Origin of the sequence: Duganella radicis (genome assembly GCF_009720825.1) — a bacterium.
GTDB classification, from domain to species: Bacteria; Pseudomonadota; Gammaproteobacteria; order Burkholderiales; family Burkholderiaceae_D; genus Rugamonas; species Rugamonas radicis.
Genome location: NZ_WNKY01000001.1, coordinates 637,397 through 658,031, shown reverse-complemented (window position 1 = coordinate 658,031; position 20,635 = coordinate 637,397). Strand labels below are relative to the sequence as shown.

General features: G+C 65.5%; 12 protein-coding genes. 5 read left to right on the top strand and 7 right to left on the bottom strand.

What is annotated here, in order from left to right; all coding sequences use genetic code 11:
- Nucleotides 1–218 precede the first annotated feature (218 nt).
- From GM676_RS02665 to GM676_RS02650, 4 genes are all read left to right on the top strand, one after another.
- Nucleotides 219–1,844 (top strand): methyl-accepting chemotaxis protein, encoded by a 1,626-nt coding sequence (locus GM676_RS02665; protein ID WP_155461817.1) that lies wholly within the window; start codon nucleotides 219–221, stop codon nucleotides 1,842–1,844.
- Nucleotides 1,845–1,917: 73 nt separating this feature from the next.
- Nucleotides 1,918–3,375, top strand: coding sequence for an alkaline phosphatase (locus GM676_RS02660; RefSeq protein ID WP_155461816.1), 1,458 nt, complete (start codon nucleotides 1,918–1,920; stop codon nucleotides 3,373–3,375).
- Between the two features lie 25 nt (nucleotides 3,376–3,400).
- Nucleotides 3,401–4,801: an alkaline phosphatase gene (locus tag GM676_RS02655; RefSeq protein ID WP_155461815.1), complete on the top strand. Its 1,401-nt coding sequence runs from the start codon at nucleotides 3,401–3,403 to the stop codon at nucleotides 4,799–4,801.
- Nucleotides 4,801–5,457, top strand: a complete 657-nt coding sequence (locus GM676_RS02650) for a hypothetical protein (protein WP_155461814.1) — start codon at nucleotides 4,801–4,803, stop codon at nucleotides 5,455–5,457. Before GM676_RS02655 ends, GM676_RS02650 begins: the two co-directional genes overlap by 1 nt.
- Nucleotides 5,458–5,463: 6 nt before the next feature.
- On the opposite strand, the gene GM676_RS02645 is transcribed toward GM676_RS02650, so the two are convergent.
- From GM676_RS02645 to GM676_RS02630, 4 genes are all read right to left on the bottom strand, one after another.
- Nucleotides 5,464–6,252 carry an SDR family NAD(P)-dependent oxidoreductase gene (locus GM676_RS02645; RefSeq protein WP_155461813.1) on the bottom strand — a complete coding sequence of 263 codons (789 nt, stop codon included), beginning with the start codon at nucleotides 6,250–6,252 and terminating at the stop codon, nucleotides 5,464–5,466.
- 91 nt (nucleotides 6,253–6,343) lie between these two features.
- The gene (locus GM676_RS02640) at nucleotides 6,344–8,452 is read right to left on the bottom strand and encodes a TonB-dependent receptor plug domain-containing protein (RefSeq protein ID WP_229262485.1); all 2,109 of its coding nucleotides are present in this window, start codon (nucleotides 8,450–8,452) and stop codon (nucleotides 6,344–6,346) included.
- Nucleotides 8,449–12,588, bottom strand: coding sequence for an EAL domain-containing protein (locus tag GM676_RS02635; RefSeq protein WP_155461812.1), 4,140 nt, complete (start codon nucleotides 12,586–12,588; stop codon nucleotides 8,449–8,451). Before GM676_RS02635 ends, GM676_RS02640 begins: the two co-directional genes overlap by 4 nt.
- 11 nt (nucleotides 12,589–12,599) lie before the next feature.
- On the bottom strand, nucleotides 12,600–13,712 hold the full coding sequence (locus GM676_RS02630; protein ID WP_155461811.1) for an ABC transporter substrate binding protein: 1,113 nt from the start codon (nucleotides 13,710–13,712) through the stop codon (nucleotides 12,600–12,602).
- A 162-nt stretch (nucleotides 13,713–13,874) separates the two neighbouring features.
- On the opposite strand from GM676_RS02630, the gene GM676_RS02625 reads away from it, so the two are divergent.
- On the top strand, nucleotides 13,875–15,257 hold the full coding sequence (locus GM676_RS02625; RefSeq protein WP_155461810.1) for an MATE family efflux transporter: 1,383 nt from the start codon (nucleotides 13,875–13,877) through the stop codon (nucleotides 15,255–15,257).
- A 2-nt stretch (nucleotides 15,258–15,259) separates the two neighbouring features.
- Here GM676_RS02625 and GM676_RS02620 read toward each other — a convergent pair whose 3' ends face one another.
- From GM676_RS02620 to GM676_RS02610, 3 genes are all read right to left on the bottom strand, one after another.
- On the bottom strand, nucleotides 15,260–15,670 hold the full coding sequence (locus GM676_RS02620; protein WP_155461809.1) for a type 2 periplasmic-binding domain-containing protein: 411 nt from the start codon (nucleotides 15,668–15,670) through the stop codon (nucleotides 15,260–15,262).
- Between the two features lie 10 nt (nucleotides 15,671–15,680).
- A complete protein-coding gene (locus GM676_RS02615) occupies nucleotides 15,681–16,868 on the bottom strand; it encodes a hypothetical protein (protein ID WP_155461808.1) in 1,188 nt (395 codons plus the stop codon).
- A gap of 190 nt (nucleotides 16,869–17,058) precedes the next feature.
- Nucleotides 17,059–20,601 (bottom strand): CHASE domain-containing protein, encoded by a 3,543-nt coding sequence (locus tag GM676_RS02610; RefSeq protein WP_155461807.1) that lies wholly within the window; start codon nucleotides 20,599–20,601, stop codon nucleotides 17,059–17,061.
- Between the last annotated feature and the right edge of the window lie 34 nt (nucleotides 20,602–20,635).

Sequence of the window (20,635 nt, the reverse complement as noted above, 5' to 3'; positions counted from 1 at the left end):
CGGGGCAGGTGCAAACGAGAGGCATTGAACTCCACGGGCGGAAACCTTTATCAATACAGAGCCATGGATGCTAGTAGAAAATTGTTACCCCTTCATTACATCTTAACTAGAAGAAAATACTGTTGTCGCAATTGCCTTACGGTAATGCCGCTGTCATATTCGGTGTGTAAATTGGAGAGATTCGTGCATTAGGCACTTTTCTTTTTTATCGAATTGTTATGAAATTCCCTCAACTGAATACGGGTATGCGTGTGGTGGCGTCGTTTGCGGTGCTGCTGTTGGTGATGGCTTGCATGTCGGGCGTGTCGCTGTGGCGGCTGCAATCGGCCAACGACACGGCGTCCAACCTGGTGAATGAGAAACTGGCGCGGCAGCAGCTGACCTCGGAACTGCTGGGCGTGACCGAGCTGAATGGCCTGCGCGCCATGTCGATCGGCCGCAGCGACAGTCTGGAGGTATCGGACATTTTCCAGGCCCAGCTGACCGCCGGCGAAAAGGTCGCGGCCGAGATGGAGCGGAAGCTTGCGGCCATGCCGGCTGAAGGCGACGAGGGCGCGCTGCTGCGCGCCGCCGCCGAGAAAAAAGCCGCCTTCCTGGCGCTGCGCGGCGAACTGTTCAAATTCAAGGACAGCGGCCGCATTCAGGAAGTAAGCGACCTGCTGGACAACAAATGGCCGGGCGTGTTCAAGGCCTACACCGGCGCGCTGGAAAAACTGCTGACTTACCAGACGTGGCAGGCCAAGGCGCTGGCGGAGGAATCGGCCAGCCAGTTTCAGGGCAGTCGCGCGTTGCTGATCGGCCTCGGCGTGGCGACCTTGGTGCTGGGGGCATTGCTGGCCCTGGCGCTGACGCGCAGCATCGTGCGTCCGTTGACGCAGGCGGTGGAGCTGGCCGAGCAGGTGGCTGGCGGCGAACTGCACGTAGCCATCGCCCACGGCCGCAGCGACGAAATCGGCCAGCTGTTCGATGCGCTGTCGCACATGACCGGCCGCCTGTCGGACACCGTGGGCCGCGTGCGCGATGGCGCGGTGGCGATCGATTCGGCCTCGCGCGAAATCGCCAGCGGCAATATGGACTTGTCGCGCCGCACCGAACATCAGGCGGGCGCGCTGGAGGAAACCGCGTCGGCGATGGAGGAACTGACGGCGGCGGTGAAGCAGAACAGCGGCAACGCGCGTCAAGCCAATCAACTGGCCATGTCGGCATCCGAAGTGGCGGGCAAGGGCGGGGCGGTGGTGACCGAAGTGGTGGAGACCATGGCCAGCATCAACGAGTTCGCGCACAAAATCGTCGACATCACCAGCGTGATTGACGGCATCGCGTTCCAGACCAACATCCTGGCCTTGAACGCGGCGGTGGAAGCGGCGCGCGCTGGTGAACAAGGGCGTGGCTTCGCGGTCGTGGCGGGCGAAGTGCGCAACCTGGCGCAGCGCTCGGCGGAAGCGGCCAAGGAAATCAAAAAACTCATCAACGACTCAGCCGAACGCGTGGCCAGCGGCAGCGAACTGGCCGCGACGGCTGGCGCGACCATGAGCGAAATCGTGACCAGCGTGCAGAAAGTAACGACCATCATCGGCGCCATCAGCGCCGCCAGCGCGGAGCAGGAACACGGCATCGAGCAAGTCAACGCCGCCATCAGCGAGATGGACGACGTGACGCAGCAGAACGCCGCGCTGGTGGAGGAAGCCGCCGCCGCCGCGGCAGCGATGCAAGCCCAGTCGCGCGCGCTGGCCGAGCTGGTCGGCTCCTTCAAAATCGAGACCCGGCAAGCCGCCATCCAGCACCTGCCGCAACGTGCCGCCTTGGCCCTCCCAGCAGCACCCCAACTGCGGCAGGCCGCCTAAAACCAGTTTCGTCATAAGGCGGTCATAAACGTTTGCTATCTTGCAAGCCTTTATAACAAGTCGGATTGACGATATGAACCGTAAGTCTCTTTTGATCGCCGCGTTGAGCGCTGCTTTCCTGGCTGCTTGCAGCAGCAGCGATAACCCGTCCACTTCCACGCCAACCACGCCGCCTGTCGCCGCCGCACCGAAGAATGTGATTTTCTTCCTCGGCGATGGCATGGGCATGACCACCATGACCGCCGCGCGTATTTATTCCGTCGGCGAAGACGGTGAGCTGACCATGGATACGCTGCCGGAGACGGCGTTCGTCAAGACTTTCTCCAACGACGCCCAGGTCACCGACAGCGCGCCTTCCATGGCCGCTTACATGACCGGCGTGAAGATGAATAATGAAGTCATTTCGATGTCGCAAAACACGGTCGCCATCGATCCGATCAACGATTCCGCCGGCAATAAGCTGGGCAACAACTGCGGCGCCAGCAACGGCACCGCCGCCACCACGCTGCTGGAACTGGCCAAGGCCGCAGGCCTGTCGGCCGGTGTGGTCAGCACCGCGCGCGTGACCCACGCCACGCCTGCCGCCACGTACGCCCACATCTGCCACCGCGATCTGGAAAATGACATCGCCGCCGCGGCCGTGCCAGGCGGCACCGGCTACAACAGCGCCCTCGGCACCACCGGTCTCGATGTGCTGATGGGCGGCGGCAGCCAGTTCTTCAAGCCTGTCAAGGACGGCGGCAAGCGCGCCGACGGCCGCGATCTGATCGCCGAACTGAAAGCCAAGAGCTACGCCTACGCCAGCAACACCACCGAGTTCAACGCCATCGACGGCACCAAGACCGACAAGCTGCTCGGCCTGTTCACCTCCAGCCACATGAGCTATGACCTGGACCGCGATCCAGCCAAGGAACCTAGCCTGGCCGAGATGACCACCAAAGCCATGGAGGTTTTGGCCCGCAACAGCAAGGGTTACTTCCTGATGGTGGAGGGCGGCCGCATCGACCACGCGCTGCACGAAACCACCGCCAAGAAGGCGCTGCAAGACACCGTCGCTTTCGACAACGCCATCAAGGCCGCCATCGCCAAGGCCAAGCTGACCGATCCAACCCTGGCCAACACGCTGATCGTAGTCACCGCCGACCACGATCACACGCTGGTCCTGAACGGTTACGCCAAGCGCACCGGCAAGACCACCACCGGCAACGCCGGCGTGCTGGGCGTGGTGAAGAATTACGTCACCGGCGCGGTCGACAAGGATCTGGACGGCGCGCCGTACTCGATTATCGGCTTCGGCAACGGCGAGAGCCGCGTGCAGGCCAGCCGCGCCAGCCAGTCGTCGCTGGACGACAGTGTCACCAGCGGTAACACCTACCATCAGGAAGCAGTGGTGCGCGTCGGCGTCGGCGCCGAGACCCACGGCGGCACCGACGTGTTCCTGGGCGCCATCGGCAAGGGCGCGGACACGTTCAACGGCACCATCGACAACACCAAGGTCTTTGGCCTGGTGAAGAGCGCAGCTGGCCTGTAAATCATTTAAGAACGGAATAACGCACATGAAACGCACTTTTATCGCAGCCGCGCTGACGCTGACTTTCGCCCAGGCTGCCCACGCGGCCGGCGAAGCCAAGAACATTATTTTCTTCCTCGGCGACGGCATGGGTCCATCGACCGTCACCGCCTCGCGCATTTACAAATACGGTGAAGCCGGCAGCCTGACCATGGATACGCTGGAACGCACCGCACGCATCAAGACTTATTCGAACGACGCTCAGACCACCGACAGCGCACCGTCGATGGCCGCTTACATGACCGGCGTGAAGATGAATAACGAGGTCATTTCGATGTCGCCGGAAACCGTGGCCACCAATCCGGGCAAGGACGCCAACGGCAATCTGGGCGTGAACAATTGCGCCACCACCGGTAACGGCACCTCGGTCCCGACCATCCTGGAACTGGCCAAGGCCAAGGGCAAGGCCGTCGGCGCCATCACCACCACGGAGCTGACCCACGCCACGCCAGCCGCCACCTACTCGCACATCTGCAACCGCAATGCGCAGTACCACATCGCGGCGCAACTGGTGCCGGGCGGCGCTGGCTTCAACTCGGCGCTGGGCGACGGCGTCGATGTGCTGATGGGCGGCGGCCGCAATCACTTCACGCCGTACGACGCCACCAGCAACAAGACCGGCCGCGCCGATGGCCGTAATCTGCTGGCCGAGCTGGCGGCGAAAGGCTATGTGGTCGCCGCCAACAAGACCGAGATGAGCGCCGCGGCCGCAGGCAAGAAATTCATTGGCCTGTACAGCAGCAAGAGCCATCTGGAATATGAACTGGACCGCACCGCCACGCCGCCAGTGGGCGAAGGCGCGGCCCAGCCTAGTCTGGCCGAGATGACGGTCAAGGCCATGGATCTGTTGTCGGCCAATAAGGACGGTTACTTCCTGATGGTGGAAGGCGGCCGTATCGACCACGCGCTGCACGGCACCAACGCCAAGCGCGCGCTGACCGATACCATCGCTTTCGATGACGCCATCAAGGCGGCGCTGGACAAGGCCAAGGCCACCGATCCGACGCTGGCCAACACGCTGATCGTGGTCACCGCCGACCACGATCACACGCTGGCCTTCAACGGCTACGGCAAGAAGGGCAATCCCATCCTCGATATCAATCGCGGCTACAAGGATAACCAGCCGAGCAAGGATGCCGACGGCAACACCTACACCACGCTGGTATTCGGCAATGGCCCGAACCGCCCGAACGTGCGCGCGAATCTGGACAGCGCAACCGTGCTGGCGGATAACTACCTGCAAGAGACCGGCGTGCGCCTGGCCAGCGAAACCCACGGCGGCGGCGACGTCAAGCTGTTCGCCACCGGCGCGGGCGCCAAGACCTTCAAAGGCACACTGGATAACACCAAGGTGTTCGCCCTGTTGAAATCTGCCTTTGGATTCTGATGAAGCGTCTGTATCTGTTGATGGCCGCGCTGTGCGCGGCCGGTTCCGCCGCCGCGACCGACCTGGATGTGAAGATCGCTTATTACAGCAAGGTGGTCACGGCGGAAGGTGTCACGCGCGAGGCGCGCTACGAGGAGAAAATGCTGCGCCGCGCCGGTCATGTGTGGACGGCGCGCGTGCTGCCTGCCCATGCCGACGATGATCACAAAGGGGGCGCGCACAAGCACTTCAATCACGTGGTGCTGCCGCGCCATGTGATGCTGGAGAATGGCAAACCGCGTGTGGAATTCATCGATGCGCACAGCCGCGAAGTGGTGCTGGTGCCGCCGGCCGAATACGACAACATCAGTTTCGACGGTTCGTGGGATCACGCTTACTATCTGCTGGACAGCAAGCGCCTGAAAGGGATGCCGTTGTCGTCGCGTGCGTCCACCGTGGCCGGCGCCCGCTGGCGTGAACGCGAAGAGAAAGGCTTGTTCGAGCGCGTGCTGTGGGATGATCAGAAGCAGATCCCGCTGGTGATCGAAAGCGGCGACAAGGCCGCCACCTTCTTCAATCGCACCGAGCTCACGGTGCAAGCCGGCGTCACGCGCGACCTGCCGTGGCAAAAGCTGAAAGGCTATTCGCAGAAAGAGTATTCGGACTTTCTCGACTGACGCCTTTCAGATGATGACATCGACCACGCCGCCGTCCACCCGCAGGGCGGCGCCGGTGGTGGCCGACGCCTGCGGCGAGCACACATAGACCACCATGTTCGCCACTTCCTCCGGCGTTGCCACGCGCTGGATGAGGGAGGTGCCGCGGTGTTCCTTGACGAAGGCATTGGCTTCGCGCAGCGCGGCGTCGTAGCCTTCGCCCGGCGCCACCAGATCCTGCACGCCTTCCGACAAGGTGGGACCGGGCAGCACGGCGTTGACGGTGATGCCGGTACCGGCCACGCTCTTGGCCAGCCCGCGCGAAATCGCCAGGTTGCCGGTCTTGGTGAAGCCATAATGGATCATGTCGGCCGGGATGTTGACGCCGGACTCCGACGAAATAAACACGATGCGGCCCCAGTTCTTTTGCCGCATGCCGGGCAGGTAGGCGCGGCTGGCGCGCACCCCGGACATGATGTTGATCTCGAAGAAGCGCGTCCATTCGGCGTCGGGAATCTCCTCGAACGGTTGCAGTTTGAAGATGCCGAGGTTATTCACCAGGATGTCCGCCACCGGTTCGGCTTTTTGCAGTACCGCGAAGCCTTCCGCGTTGCCCAGGTCCGCCGCCACGCCGCGCAGCTGTGCGCCCGGCACGGCGTCGCGCAGTTTGCTCAACGCCGCGTCGACGTCGGCCTGCTTGCGGCCGGTGATGACCACGGTGGCGCCGGCGCCGGCCAGTCCGGCCGCGATGGCGTAGCCAATGCCGCGCGTTGAACCGGTGACGATGGCGGTCTTGCCTTTCAAATCGATATGCATGGCGCGTCCTTTCAGATGGGATGAATGGTCATCCATCCTAGCTGAAAGAACGGGCGGGATAATCTGCCTTACGGCCTATGCGCCGTTTACCCTAGCGGGTCTGGATTGAGGCTTGCAATGAGATGGCACGCGGCGCCATCGGCAGATCGTAGGGCAGGCTCAGGCCCGGCGCCGGACTCGGTTCGCGCACGTCGGTGTTGAAGACGTTGCGCAGGGCCGCCGAGAAGTTCCACTGGTTGCGGCCATTGCGAGTGGCAAGCGTCAGATCCAGCGTGGTGTAGTCGTGCAGCGGCGCGCGCAGGTCGCCGGCGGCGCGTTTGCGTCCCGCCACCCAGTTCACCTGCGCGCCCGTTTGATAGCCGCTGGCGAAGGCCCACTCGCCACGGCCGTACAGATGGTTGCGCGGCGCGTAGCCGGCGTCGGTGTGGGTGGTTTCGTCGGTCGAGCGCTGCCAGGCGTAGTTGCCGGACAGGCGCAGGTCGCGGTTCACGGTCCAGGTGGACTCGACTTCGACGCCATGGCCGGTCTGGTTGCCGGTGTTGGCGTAGGTGGCGCCGGTGCCGGCCAGCGCGTTCGGCACGGTGCGGATGATGTTCTTCATATCGTAGCGATAGAAGGTCAGGTTGACCGTCGCGTCGTTGCGCGCCTGCCAGGCAAACGATAACTCGGCGGTCGCGTTGCGTTCCGGCTTCAGGTTGGGATTCCCCAGCGCCACCGGATTGGTGATGCCGTAGCTTTCCGCGAAGGCCGGCGCGCGGAAGGCGCGGCCGTACAGCAGCTTGGCGGTGAGGTCGAAGCTGGCGTCCCACACCAGCGCCATGCGCGGATTGGTGGTGCCGCCGAAGTCCGAATACTGATCATGGCGCACGCCGGCGGTCAGGTTCCAGTCGGCGGCGAAGTTCCATTCGTCCTGCAAATACACGTAGTCGATCTTGCGCCGCTGCGGACGGATGAAGGGCGTGGTGTAGGTGGTCTCCACCACGGCAGGCAGCGGGATCGGCGTGCCGTTGGCGGTGTAGTTGAAGTTGCGGTGCTCGCGCACCCGGTATAAATCGATGTCGTCATGGCCGGCGCCCAGGCGCAGGTGATGGCCTTGCAGCCCGCTGTAGTCGGCATAGACGGAGAAGCGGTAGGCGCGCTCCCAGGTTTCGGGCGCCGCGATCATCCCGTCCGGGAAGGCGCCGGTCGGCAGCACCGTGCCCGGCGGCAGCAGGCGATACAGGGTCGACATGTCCTGCGTATATTGCTGGGTACTCAGGCTGGCGCCCAGCCCGAGATCGCGCGTCACCTGCGGTTCGGTCCAGCTCAGGCTGGAGGTAATGCGTTCGCTTTGCTGGCGGCCGACCGGGTCGAGCGCCGAGGCGATGCCGGCGCCGCTGCCCATGTCGTAGCGGCGCTTGTAGCCAAAGCGCGCGCGCCATTGGCCGTAGATCAGGTCCAGGTTGGCGTCGATCGCCTTCAGCTGGTTATTCAGCTGGCCCGGCGCCAGCGAGGCGTGTGTGCCGAACAGTTTGTCGTTGCGGCTTTGCGCATCGGCTTCCAGGTTGCTATGGAAGCCGTCGGTCGAGCCCACGCGCAGGTAGGCCGCCACGTCCACCGCGCCTATCTTGCCGCCGTGTTGCACCCAGCCGTCGTAGGTGCTGAAGGAGCCGGCGCGGGCGCCGATCTCGGTGCCCGGGGTTTCGGCGGCGCTCTTGGTGATGATGTTGATCACGCCGGAGAAAGCGTCCGAGCCATACAGGGCCGAGCCGGGACCGCGGATGATTTCAATGCGCGCGATATGCTCGACCGGGTAGCCGCCCCAGATATTGCCCTTGTTGCCGACATAGGCGGTGGTGATCGGCACGCCGTTTTGCAGCATCAGGATTTGCGGCCCGTACGGGCTGATGATGCCGCGTACCACGTACAGCGGCGAATAGCTGTTGGGCGTGCGGTTGACGTGGATGCTGGCCACGCTTTCGAGGATCTGGTCCAGGTCCGTCGCGCCCATGGCGGCGATATCGGCCGCCGTGACCACCGACGCCACCGCCGGCGCGCGGCGCAGCGATTGCAGGTTGCCGGTGGCGATGCTGACGTTGTCGCCGGCGCCGTAGACCAGCGCCAGTTCGTCGTCTTCACCCACCGGGGCGGCATGGGCTGACATCAGCGGCAGTGCCAGTGCCGCCGTGGCGTACAGCCGTCGGGCGCGCGGCGTGTTCAAGAGGCTATCTCCCTGTTTATTTTTTTAATGACGCGCCGCGCCAGGTCTTCGAACTGGTCCGCCGGGACGGCCGGGCTAAGGTGGTAGCCCTGCATCAGATCGCACGAGCGGCTGCTGAGGAAGGCCAGTTGCTGGTCGGTCTCCACGCCTTCGGCCACCACTTCCAGCCGCAGGCTGTGCGCCAGCGCGATGATGGCGCTGACGATGGCCGCGTCGTCCGAATCCTGCGGCAGGTCCTGCACGAAGGAACGGTCGATCTTGATGATGTCGACCGGGAAGCGCTTCAGATAGGACAGCGACGAGTAGCCGGTGCCGAAATCGTCGATCGACAGGCGCACGCCCAGCTCGCGCAGGCGGTGCAGCGCGGCCAGCGTGTCCTGGGCGTTTTCCATCAGCGTGCTCTCGGTGATCTCCAGTTCCAGCAGATGCGGCGGCAGGCCGGTATCGGCCAGCACCGCTTCCACCGAGGCGGCAAAGTCTTTTTGCAGCAGCTGGCGCACCGACAGGTTGACCGCCACCCGCATCTCCGGCAGGCCGTTGCGGATGAACTGCTGGAGCTGGGCGCAGGCGGTGCGCAGCACCCAGTCGCCCAGCTGGTTGATGATGCCGGTTTCCTCGGCCAGCGGGATGAAGTCGGCCGGCGGTATCATGCCGCGCGTCGGATGGCGCCAGCGCACCAGCGCTTCCATGCCGATGATGTGGCGGCTGGACAGGCTAGCCTGCGGCTGGTAATGGACTTCCAGCTGGTGCTGCTGTTCCATGGCGCGCCGCAGGTCGCTCTCCAGCCGCACGTGTTCGGAGATGGAGTGCTCCATCGACGGTTCGTAGAACTGGAAGCCGGTGTTGGTGCGCTTGGCGCGGTACATGGCGCTGTCGGCATGCTTGACCAGGCTGGCGACGTCGCCGCCGTCATGCGGGAACATGGCGATGCCGACGCTGGCGGTGACGAAGATGTCGTGGCCGTCGATCGGGAAGGGCGCCGCCAGGGCGCGCACGATGTTGTGGGCGGCGGTGGCGGCCGCCGCCGGGCTGTCCAGCTCATTCAGCACCACGGTGAATTCGTCGCCGCCCAGGCGCGCCACCGAATCGGCCGAGCGCACGGTCTGGCGCACGCGCTGGGCCACGCCTTGCAGCAGGCGGTCGCCGACGTCGTGGCCCAGGTTGTCGTTGACGTATTTGAAGCGGTCCAGATCCATGAACAGCACCGCCACCTGCTGGCCAGCCGCGCGCGCGTGGTCGATGCTCTTGCCCAGCAGTTCGAAGAACAGGGTGCGGTTCGGCAGGTTGGTCAGCACGTCGTTGTAGGCCAGGTGGCGGATGCGCTTCTCCGCGCGGTTGGCCTCGATGATGCGACGCACGCGCTGCGACAGCACGGCGTAGTGGATCGGCTTGGGAATGTAGTCGCTGGCGCCGGCGGCGAAGGCGCGCTCCACCGAGGAGTTGTCTTGCAGCGCGGTGATCATCAGTACCGGGATGTCGGCGCCGTTCGGCAATTCCTGCATGCGGGCGCAGGCCGTGAAGCCGTCCATCACCGGCATCATGGCGTCCATCAGGATCACGTCCGGCTGGAAGCGGGTCAGCATGGCCAGCGCCTGCTGGCCGTCCGAGGCTTCCTCCACGCGGAAACCGTCGCGCTGCAAGGTGTGGCGCAGGGTGCTGCGGGTGCTGCGGTCGTCGTCCACCACCAGCACTTGCGGCGTGTCTTCGCTCAGGTGCAGGTCTTCCGGCTCGGCGTAGCTCAGCTCCGCGCGCAGGAATGCGGCCAGCGCCAGGAACTGTTCGTTCATTGGCTTCAACAGCGGTGTGATGTGTTCCGGTTTGCCGGCGGCGGCGAATTGTTCCGCCTCCAGCGCCAGTTGCGCCAGCACGGTGGCGCCGAAATTGCCGGACGAGCCCTTGAGCGCGTGGGCGCGGTTGCGGGCGGTGTTCATGTCGCCGCTGCGCACCGACTGCGCCAGTTCGTCCAGGCAGACCGGCGTGTCTTCCAGGTAGGGCGTGACGGCGTGCGGCAGCGAGTCGCCCAGTACTTCGCGTAATTTGTCGAAGATGTCCAGATCGACCGGCGCGTTGCCGGCGGCCCGCACGGCGTGGCGGCGGGCTGCTTGCGCGTGGTCCAGCACCGGCGTGCCGGCCGGCGCGCCGGCATCGTCGGCGCCGGCGCCGGCGGCACTGGTGGCACTGGTGGCACCACCGGGGGCGCCGTGCGGCAGCCATTTCTCCAGCTTGTGGCGCAGTTCGACCAGGGTGATCGGCTTGGCCAGATAGTCGTCCATGCCGGCGGCCAGGCATTTTTCGGCATCGCCGATCTGGGTGTTGGCGGTCATGGCGACCAGCGGCGTGCGCCGACCCATCGCCTGCTCGGCGATGCGGATGTGGGCGGTGGCTTCGTAGCCGTCCATCTCCGGCATGCTGCAATCCATCAGGATCAGGTCGAAGCGCTCGCGCTGGGCGGCGCGCACGGCTTCCACGCCGTCGGCGGCGAATTCGCACACGCAGCCGTTCATGGCCAGCATGCCGGCCGCCACCATCTGATTGGTGCGGTTGTCTTCCGCGATCAGCACGCGGAACTGGCGCTGCGGCAGGGCGCGCGGCGGCGCATGCGGCACGGTGGCTTGCAGCAGCTGCGCCGGCTGTATGGCTGGGGCCTGTTGCGCGGCGCGGCATGGAATCGAGAAGGTGAAGGTGGTGCCGCTGCCCAGCATGCTGCGCACGCCGATCTCGCCGCCCAGCAGTTCCACCAGTTGCTTGCAGATGGCCAGGCCCAGGCCCGTGCCGCCGTAACGGCGCGTGGTGCTGGGGTCGGGCTGCACATAGGCTTCGAACAGGCGGCGCTGCACCTCTTCGCTCATGCCGATGCCGCTGTCGCGCACCTCGAACGACAGCAGCAGCGGCTCGGCGGCGGCCAGCGATACGGTGATGGTCACTTCACCGCGTTCGGTGAACTTGACGGCGTTGCCGGTCAGGTTGATCAGGATCTGGCGCAGGCGCAGGGCGTCGCTGACGACGCGCGGCGGCACCGCGTCGGCCACCACCCAGCTCACGCCCACGCCTTTTTGCTGCGCCGGACGGGCCAGCAGCTCGGTCACTTCGGACAGCAGCACGGCCAGGCTGAATTCCGTTTCCTCCAGCGCCAGCTTGCCGGCTTCCATCTTGGAGAAGTCGAGAATGTTGTTAATCAGCGCGATCAGGGTGCGCGAGGAGTTCCATGCGACATCGACGAATTCCTGCTGGCGTTGGGTCAGGCGGGTTTCCTTCAGCATGTCCAGCATGCCGACCACGCCGTTGAGCGGGGTGCGCACCTCATGGCTGACAGTGGCCGCGAACTGCGCCTTCATCTGCGCCATGTTGACGGCGGCGTCGCGCGATTCCTTCAGCTCCGCCTCGCGCTGTTCCAGCACATTCATCATCTGGTTGAAGGCCTGGCCCATTTCGATCAGGTCGCGCGGGCCGGCCGGGGTGGCGCGCATGCCGGATTCGCCGGCTTCCGCGCTGCGCATCAGTCGCGACAAGGCGTTCAGGGGATTCAGCATGTGGCGCGTGAGCAGGCGCGCCAGCACCAGCAGAATCACGGCGAACGACAGCGTCAGGCCCAGGTTCCCCAGCAGCAGGGACCAGGTGAGCTGGTTCAGGGTTTCCTTGGACAGCTGGACGTGCACATAGCCCAGCAACTGCTGCTGGTGCTCCTGCAATTCAAACGGCGAGGCTTCGCTCTGGCCGCCGTACACCGGCGCCACGAATACCCAGCCTTTCGCGCTTTCTCCGACCATGCCGGCGCGCGATGGCGGCGCGGCGCTGAACAGCGCGGCATCCAGCTGGGCGCCGTTCTGCGCGCGCGACAGCAGCACCGCGCGGCGCGCGTCCATGATCTGCAAGCCGGCGACGTCCGGGAAGGCCAGCGTGGCGTTGACCACGTCGCGTGCGTTTTCGGCCGAATGGAACAACAGCGCCAGTGTGCTCTGGCGCGCCAGGTTGTCGGCAATGCGCTGGCCCTGGCCGACGAAGTGGTCGCGCATGCGCGAATTGGCGGCCCAGGCGTTCATCAGGGCCGAGAACACGGCCAGGCCGAGAATCGCCGCCGACACCATGATGGTCAGCTGGCGTTGGAACCCGGTGCGGCGTAAAAAATTGCGGAACATATTCATCGCGCTCAGGGTTGGGGATAGACGAAATCGAAGCTGCGCTGCTGGAGCGCGCCCAGATTCAGGCCGATATGGCTGGCGGTACGCAGGTTGATGGCGGTTTGCAGCTCGCGCAGCGGCACCAGCGGACGGCGCCGCACTTCGCCGGCGATCACGCCCATGGCCGATGCGGCCAGCGTGCGGCCCAGTTCCACGTTGTCCGGCACCATGGCGAACAGCGCGCCTTTTTTCACGTGCAGCACATTGCTGGAGAACAGCGGCAGGTTGCTGTTCCACGATTCGCGCAGCACCAGCGGCAAGATGGTGCTTTCCTCTACCGTGGTGCTGTCGTGCGGCAGCCAGACCGCGTCATGGCGGTTGTCGGCGGCGGCGATCAGCTGGCTATACAGCTTGGCGGCGCCGGCCAGGTCGCCCGCCACGTGGGCCGACAGTTCCAGGTTCTGCGCCTTGGCCGCCTCGCGCGCCAGCTTGATCAGCCAGTCCGACTTGGCCGGGTTGTAGACCACGATGATGCGGCGCAGCTCCGGCAGCAGCAGGCGCAGGCGCGAGAACAGCATGGCCGGATCGGGCGTCATGCTGATGCCCATGACGTTTTCCGATTCCGACAGCAGCAGCACGCCGCCGGCCAGCACCGAGATTTCGCGGTCGAGGCCGGCGGTGGCGTTCAGGCCCTGGCGGCCCAGCGCGATCACCACCTTGGTGCCGCTGCGTTTGAGGGTGTTGTTCAGTTCGGCGGTATCGACCCTGGGATCGACCGGATAGCTGCGCACCTTGAGCTTGATGCGGTCCTCGATGCCCTGGATCATGGCCAGGAAGGCGGAGCGGAACGGCTCCTCCACATTGGGGTAGACCACCGCGATGCTGCCCTTGTTGAGCGAAGCCTGCACCTCGGGGCGGCGCAACTGGTCCTCCAGCTGCGCCAGCGTGACCGGACGCACATCGGCGCGCAGCGGCGCCGGAATGGTGACCACGTCCATGATCGGTTCGATCAGCATGCCGGAATCGGCGGCTGTGGTGGCGGCAACGACGCTGGACTGTAGAGCGGAACCAGTCGCTAGCGCGGCCCCGCCCGGTGCCAGCAGCGCGAGGGCGGCGAACAGGGCAATTGTAATATTTTTCATCAGGCTATCGTTGCTGCATCCGTGGGCGGACGGCGCCCGCAAGATGCTTTCATAGTATAAGTCGAGTCTTTGCTAAATCGGAAACTAAATCGCCCCCATTGCGTTGTTGGCTGGCTACATGAGGTAAAGTAACGGAAGTTGCAATAATTCCTAAAATTCACTATGCCAGCCACCAAGCAGCCGATCCGCTCGCCGCCCATGTTCAACCTTGCGTGGCCTTTGCTGGTCGAACTGGGGTTGGCGATCGTCGCCAGCGTGGTCGGCACGGCGCTGGCCTCGCGCATTTCCGACGAGGCGGGCGGCGCGTTTGCCATCGCCAGCCAGGTGTCGGCGGCGCTGTTCATCCTGTTCCGCATCATCGGTGCCGGCGTCAGCGTGGTGGTCACCCAGAACCTGGGCGGCGGCCAGCGCGAGGCGGCCAACCAGGTGGCCTGCGCGGTGGTCGGCGCCAGCACCTGGCTGGGCGCCATCACCGGCCTGATCGCCATGCTGGGCGCCACGCCCTTGCTGCATCTGCTGAACACCCCGGCCGAAGTGTTTCCGCTGGCGGCGCCGTTTCTGGTGGCGCTGGGGCCGGCCATGCTGTTCGACGCCTGGAACGCCTCGATGGCCGGCGTGATGCGCGCCCACCTGCGCACGCGCGACACGCTGGTGGTGCTGATCATCATGCACGTCACCCATCTGCTGCTGGCCCTGCCGCTGATGTATGGCTGGGGGCCGCTGCCGGCGCTGGGCCTGCCCGGCTTTGCGTTCGCGCTGACCTTCAGCCGCATGGTGGGGCTGGCGCTGCACCTGCTGATGTGGCGCGTGCACCTGCATATCAGTGTGCGGCGCGATGACTGGTGGCGCCTGCCGCGGCGCGAACTGGCGGCGGTGCTGCATATCGGCCTGCCGGGAGCGGCCGAGAACATCGCCTGGCGGCTGGCCTTCATGGTCAGCGTGGCGACGGCGGCGGAACTGGGCGCCAAGGCGCTGGCCACGCAAGCCTATGTGCTGCAACTGATGGGCGGGGTGATGATGTTCAGTATCGCCACCGGGCTGGCGGTGGAAATCGTGGTCGGCTACCTGATCGGCGCCGGCCAGCTGCGCGAGGCGCACCGCGTGGTCAGGCGCTCGCTGGCGCGCGGCCTGGTGGTGTGCGTGCTGATTGCCGCCGCCGCCGCGCTGCTGGGCCGCTGGCTGCTTGGCTGGTTCACCCAGGATCATGAGATTATCGCGGCCGGCGCCACGCTGCTGTGGATCACGGTGCTGCTGGAGCCGGGCCGCACCTTCAATCTGGTGGTGATCAATGCGCTGCGGGCGGCCGGCGACGCGCGCTTCCCGGTGATGGCGGGCGCGTTCTCGATGCTGTTCGTGCTGGCCGGCGGCAGCTGGCTGCTCGGCGTGGTGCTGGGCTGGGGCCTGCCGGGTGTGTGGATCGCCTACGCCGCCGATGAGTGGATACGTGGCCTCATCATGTGGCGGCGCTGGCAGACCCACGCCTGGGTGCCGCATGCGCGCACTTCGCGCAAGCGGCTGCGGCCCGCCATTGTGGTGGAGGGCTAGGATTACGGCACCGTCAGGATCACCTTGATGCTGTCGTCCACCGCCGACTTCTCGATGTAGCCGATGGCGTTGGCGTCGGCCGCCACGGCTTTCTTCACCTCCGCGCTGGAGCCGTACTCCTTGGGCGCGGTGGCCTTGCCGGTGAACACCAGCTTGGACCAGATGGCCTTGACCTGCGTGGCGTCCTTGTCCAGCACCTTCTTGTAGAACTCGTTGCGCAGCGGGCCGTCAGCGTGTTCGACCGGCGTGAACAGCGTCGATTTGCCAAGAAAGAACTGGGCGGCCTGCTCGCTGAACATGCGGGTCGCGGGGTTCTTGGGATTGACGATGACCACGATCTCGGTCGCGAACGCGGGCGCGGCGGCCAGCCAGACGCCGGCCGCCAGCAGCAGTTTGCCGATAGTCGTATGCATGGCGGCCTCCTTAGAAGACGAAATCGACCGCGGCCGCGTAGACGGTCACGGGACCGCTGAAGCCTGGCTGGGTGTTGATGAAATAGCCGGCGCCGTCGCGCGGACGGACGCGGTCGATCTGCACCTTGAAGGCGGCCGACTTGTAGAAGTCCCAGCGCAGGCCGACGGCGTCGGTGGTTTGCAGCCCGGCCTTGATGGCGCCGTTGACGCCGGCGCTCAGCGCCGCCAGCGGTCCTGTGGTCGGCAGGCCGGAGAAGCTGCGGATGCTGTCCTGTTTGGCGTTGCCGTGCACGTAGTAGGGCACGAAGGCGCCCCAGCGGTAGCCCAGCATCAGATACCACGAGGTGGTGTCGGGGATCAGGCGGGTGTCGGTTTTGCGCTTGGCATACTCGGCCTGGGCCAGCACGTTCTTGTAGTCCATGATCAGGCCGAGCGAGGTGAACTTGCCGGTGAAGTCGATGACGTTCAACTGGTCGGCAATGCCGAGCCTGGCGGCCTTGACGCCGGCCACCAGTTGCTCCAGGGCGGGGCTGTGGACGCTGACATTGGCGCGCGCATGGCCGAGGCGATAGGTGAACGGGCCGTTCTCCAGTGTCAGTGAGGCCACCTGGGAGCTGGAGTTGACGGTGGTGCCGCCGCGCGAATGGTCCTTGGCGACGCCCAACGCGAATTGGGCGGTGGCGGTGGTATCGCCGAAACTATGCTGGTAGATCACGTCGCCGCCGTTGGCGTTGTCCAGCGGCACCTGCTGGTACACCTCGGTGGGCGGGCGCAGCATGGTGTTGGCAAAGCCGATGTTGCGCGAATCGGAGATCATGTAGATCGGCAGGCCAATGCGGCCCAGCCGCACCGAGAAATCGTCATTGGCCTTGAATTTGGCAAATGCCCAGGCCAGCTCGGCGGTGTACTGATCGGTGTCGCCATGCTTGCGCGCCAGCCCCTGCGCCGTGAACGAGATCTGGTCATTCCATTTGGCCGTGGCCTGCACGCCGAAATCGGAGTCGACCCCGGTGCGGGCATCCTTGCCGGCGCCGGCGGCCTGGCCGGTGCGCGCGAATTCACCCAGGTCGTTGTTGGTCTTGGTGAGTGCCGCCGTGCCGAAGCCGGCGATCGTAACGGGGGATGTGTCTTGCGCCAAAGCGGATGAGAAGGTGCCGCATGCTGCCAGGGTGGATATCGCCAGCGTGGTCTTGATCATTGTTTCCCTCCTTTGTTGTGGTCGCATCCCGGTTTTGGCCCGGGTGCGAGGTCAGTGTGGACCGGAGGGCAGCTTGTGTGTACTCTTTTCTGCGGAATTGTGACATTTCCGTTGTGGTCGGGCAACGACTGGCAACATGAAATCGTATTCACATGATGCAAACGGCAAGCTTGCCGCAAGGGTTTCCGCGCTAGCGGCCGGATGCCGCCTGGCGCGCGGCGGGCAGATTGCGGATGATGACGCGCAGCATTTCGTCGACGTCGATCGGCTTGGCGATGAAGTCATTCATGCCGCACGCGAGGCATTGTTCGCGCTCGGATTCCATCACGCCGGCCGTCATGGCCAGTACCGGCAGATGCAGTCCCAGTTCGGCGCGGATGCGGGTGGTGGCCTCGAAGCCGTCCATCTCCGGCATCTGCACGTCCATCAGCACCAGGTCGTAGCGGTGGGCGTCGGTGCGCAGACGGTCGACCGCGGCGCGGCCGTTGTCGACCGCTTCGATGTCGGCGCCGGCATGGGTGAGCATGCTGCTGGCCACCAACTGGTTGACCGGATTGTCCTCCACCAGCAGCAGCCGCACGCCGTCCAGGCGCTGGCCGCCGGTGTCGGCATCGGCGGAGGACGGGCTGCCAGCCGCTTCGCGCGCGCTGGCCTGCGCCTGTTGCAGCGTCTCGACCAGGCGGGTGCTGGTGACCGGCTTGAGCAGCACCGCATCGGCCGCCTGCGCGCCGTCGGTGTGCAGCAGCTTGCCCTGGCCGAAGGCGCTGATCATCAGGATCACCGGCAGGCGCGCGATGGCGCTGTCGGAACGGATGGCCTGCATGGTGGCCAGGCCGTTCATGCCGGGCATGTCCCAGTCCACCAGCACGCCGTCGTAGCGCACCGTCTGGCTGCGCAGCAGCGTCAATGCCTGTTCGCCGGTGCTGGCGCTGTCGCAGCTCCAGCCGCGCGCGCGGATGGTGCGGCACAGGTAGTCGGCGCTGGTGCTGTCGTCGTCGACGATCAGCAGATGCTGCACCGGACCGAGGGCGGGGGCGTGGTCGGCGCCGGCCTGCAAGGGCACGGTCAGCACGAACTCGCTGCCCGTGCCCGGCGTGCTGCGCACGTCGATCGTGCCGCCCATCAGCGCGGCGATGCGGCGCGAGATGGCCAGGCCAAGACCGGTGCCGCCAAAGCGGCGCGTCATCGAGGCGTCGGCCTGCGAGAACGGCGCGAACAACTGCGCCAGGCGGTCGGCCGGTATGCCGATGCCGCTGTCGCGGATGGTGAAGCGCAGCGTGGCCGGCGCCTCGGCCAGTTCCACCAGCACCGACACCGCGCCTTTTTCCGTGAACTTGATGGCGTTGCCGACCAGGTTGATCAGCACCTGCTGCAAGCGGTGGCCGTCGCCCACCAGCGCCTGCGGCACGCCCGGCTGCACGCCGATGGCCAGCTCCAGGTCTTTTTCGCCGGCGTTGACGGTCATGATGGTGGCAATCGCTTCCAGCATGGCGGCCAGCTGGAACGGCGCCGGCGCCAGCTCCATGCGGCCCGCTTCGATCTTGGAGAAATCCAGCACGTCGTTCAGGATGCTGAGCAGCGAGTTGCCCGACGACCGTATCATGTCCACATATTTGAGCTGCTCGGCCGCCAGCGAGGTATTGCTGAGCAAATGCGTCATGCCCAGCACCGCGTTCAGCGGCGTGCGGATCTCGTGGCTCATGTTGGCCACGAACTCGCTCTTGGCGCGGCTGGCCGCCTCGGCCTGGTCGCGCGCGGCGATCAGCGAGCTTTCCGATTTGCGCAGCGCCGCCGTCATCTGATTGGCCAGCGCCGTGGCATAGGCCTGGCGTGCCGTCAGCGCGCGCACCACGCCAAAGAACAGCAGGCTGATAATCACGCCGGCCAGCAGCACGATGTGCGATTTCTGGCGGTCGATGGAATTCTCGAACGAGGGCTGCGAGGCGAAACGCAGCGTCCACTGGTGCTGTAGCAGTTGCAGCTTGAGCGTGCGCCGATAGGGATTGGGATACTGCTGCGTATCGGCCGGCTCTCCCGCGCTGGCAAACAGCAGCGCACCCGGTGCGGTGCTGTCGCCGTCGAAAATCTCCGTTCGCACGGTCTGGTCGGCGGGGCCAAGCAAGTCCTGCATCAATTCGTCGGCGCGGATCGGGCTGTAGGCAAAGCCCTGCAAGACCGCCATGCGCTGCTCGATGTCGCTGTCGGCCTTCAACTGCGCCTGTTTGCGGTAGATCGGGAAGTACACGAGGAAGCCGGGCAGGCCGCCTTTCTGCTCCTCCTGCACCAGCACCACTTTGCCGGTCATGGCCGGCAAACCGCTGCGCGCCGCCTGCTGCAAGGCGACGCGGCGTATCGGCTCGGACATCATGTCGTAGCCGAAGGCGCGCAGATTGCGGCCGGCGAACGGCTCCAGGTACATGACAATGACCGAGGCGCCGGGATCGTCGGCGCCATTGTTGTTGTTCCAGATGTGGAAATCCTCATAGCCCTGGTAGCGGATCTCCCGCTCCGTGGCCGCGCGCTGGTCGGCGCGCAGATACATGCCGTAGCCCAGTCCCATCACGCCGGGGAAGTTGTTGTGCAGGTCCATGCCCTCGACGAAATCGCGCCACTGGTCGCGGGTTGGCTCCTGCTGCGCCTTGAACAGCGCTTGCGCACCGCGCAGGCCGGATTCGTACAGCACCATGCGGCGGTTGATGCGCTTGGCGATGTCGGCGCATTCGGCGTCGAATTGCTCCTGCGCGCGGCGCTCGGTGCCAACCGACAGCAGGTGCCACACCGCCACCGTCAGGCCGACGCCGATCAGCAGCGTGCCCCACTGGGCCGCGTTGTAACTGGTGGTGTCGTTGCCGGCGCGCTTGCGCTCACTGGCATCCGCGCACAGCACCATGGCGATCAGGCTGCACAACATGGTGAAGCTGGCCAGCGCGATCAGCGCGTCGTTCAAGGTGCCGACCGCGAACGGCCCGCGTCCGTGGATGGTGCCCATCACCGCGCTGCCGGCGGCGATGATGCAGACCATGCCGGCGCCGCGCAGCCCATGGCGGTACGACGACCAGGCGATGGCCAGCACAAACAGGTAAGGCATCCATCCCAGGCCGTCCTCGTAGGAGTAGCGGCGGCCGAACACCAGCCATGCCAGCCCCGCCAGCACCAGCAGCGAGACGGCGATTTCCAGTGCGCCGCGCCAGTTCCACCGCGGCGGGCGGCGCACGCACCAGATCAGGATCGCAGGGCCAAACAACAGCACGCCGGCCGTGTCGCCCACCCACCAGGTGAGGGCGATGGTGTTGTAGGCGGCTGCCGGCGCCAGGCCGAGTAGCACCAGGGTGCTGCTGCCGATGCCGGCGCTGACGGTGGACATGGCCATGGCGACCATGGCGAATTTGTAGACGTTCTGCTGCTGCCCCATGGGCTGCTTGATGTCGAAGTAGCGCCGCACCAGCCACACGCCGGACAGCGCCTCCAGCGTGTTCCCGCCGGCGATCAGTAGCGAGGCCACGGCCATATTCCCGCCGACAGGCAGGCCGTTGGCATGGAAGGCGGCGAGGTTGGCCAGCAGGGCGCCGGCAAAGATGGCCGGCCAGGCGCGATATCCCATCAGCAGCAGCGCCGCGAAGGCGATGCCCGATGGCGGCCACACCGGCGTCGCGTTGGTATGTGCGAACGCCAGCAGCAGGCTGGCGCGGGCGATCAAGGCATAGCACAGCGTGAGAAGCATCAACGCGCGCATGGCGGTTTCGTGGGGTTGTCAACGATGAGCCACT

Bases quoted from the DNA above. Each gene is read 5' to 3' on its own strand.
- GM676_RS02665 (WP_155461817.1), top strand. From the start codon at position 219: ATGAAATTCCCTCAACTGAATACGGGTATGCGTGTGGTGGCGTCGTTT.
- GM676_RS02645 (WP_155461813.1), bottom strand. From the start codon at position 6,252: ATGCATATCGATTTGAAAGGCAAGACCGCCATCGTCACCGGTTCAACG.
- GM676_RS02620 (WP_155461809.1), bottom strand. From the start codon at position 15,670: ATGCATACGACTATCGGCAAACTGCTGCTGGCGGCCGGCGTCTGGCTG.
- GM676_RS02655 (WP_155461815.1), top strand. From the start codon at position 3,401: ATGAAACGCACTTTTATCGCAGCCGCGCTGACGCTGACTTTCGCCCAG.
- GM676_RS02615 (WP_155461808.1), bottom strand. From the start codon at position 16,868: ATGATCAAGACCACGCTGGCGATATCCACCCTGGCAGCATGCGGCACC.
- GM676_RS02635 (WP_155461812.1), bottom strand. From the start codon at position 12,588: ATGTTCCGCAATTTTTTACGCCGCACCGGGTTCCAACGCCAGCTGACC.
- GM676_RS02660 (WP_155461816.1), top strand. From the start codon at position 1,918: ATGAACCGTAAGTCTCTTTTGATCGCCGCGTTGAGCGCTGCTTTCCTG.
- GM676_RS02625 (WP_155461810.1), top strand. From the start codon at position 13,875: ATGCCAGCCACCAAGCAGCCGATCCGCTCGCCGCCCATGTTCAACCTT.
- GM676_RS02650 (WP_155461814.1), top strand. From the start codon at position 4,801: ATGAAGCGTCTGTATCTGTTGATGGCCGCGCTGTGCGCGGCCGGTTCC.
- GM676_RS02610 (WP_155461807.1), bottom strand. From the start codon at position 20,601: ATGCGCGCGTTGATGCTTCTCACGCTGTGCTATGCCTTGATCGCCCGC.
- GM676_RS02630 (WP_155461811.1), bottom strand. From the start codon at position 13,712: ATGAAAAATATTACAATTGCCCTGTTCGCCGCCCTCGCGCTGCTGGCA.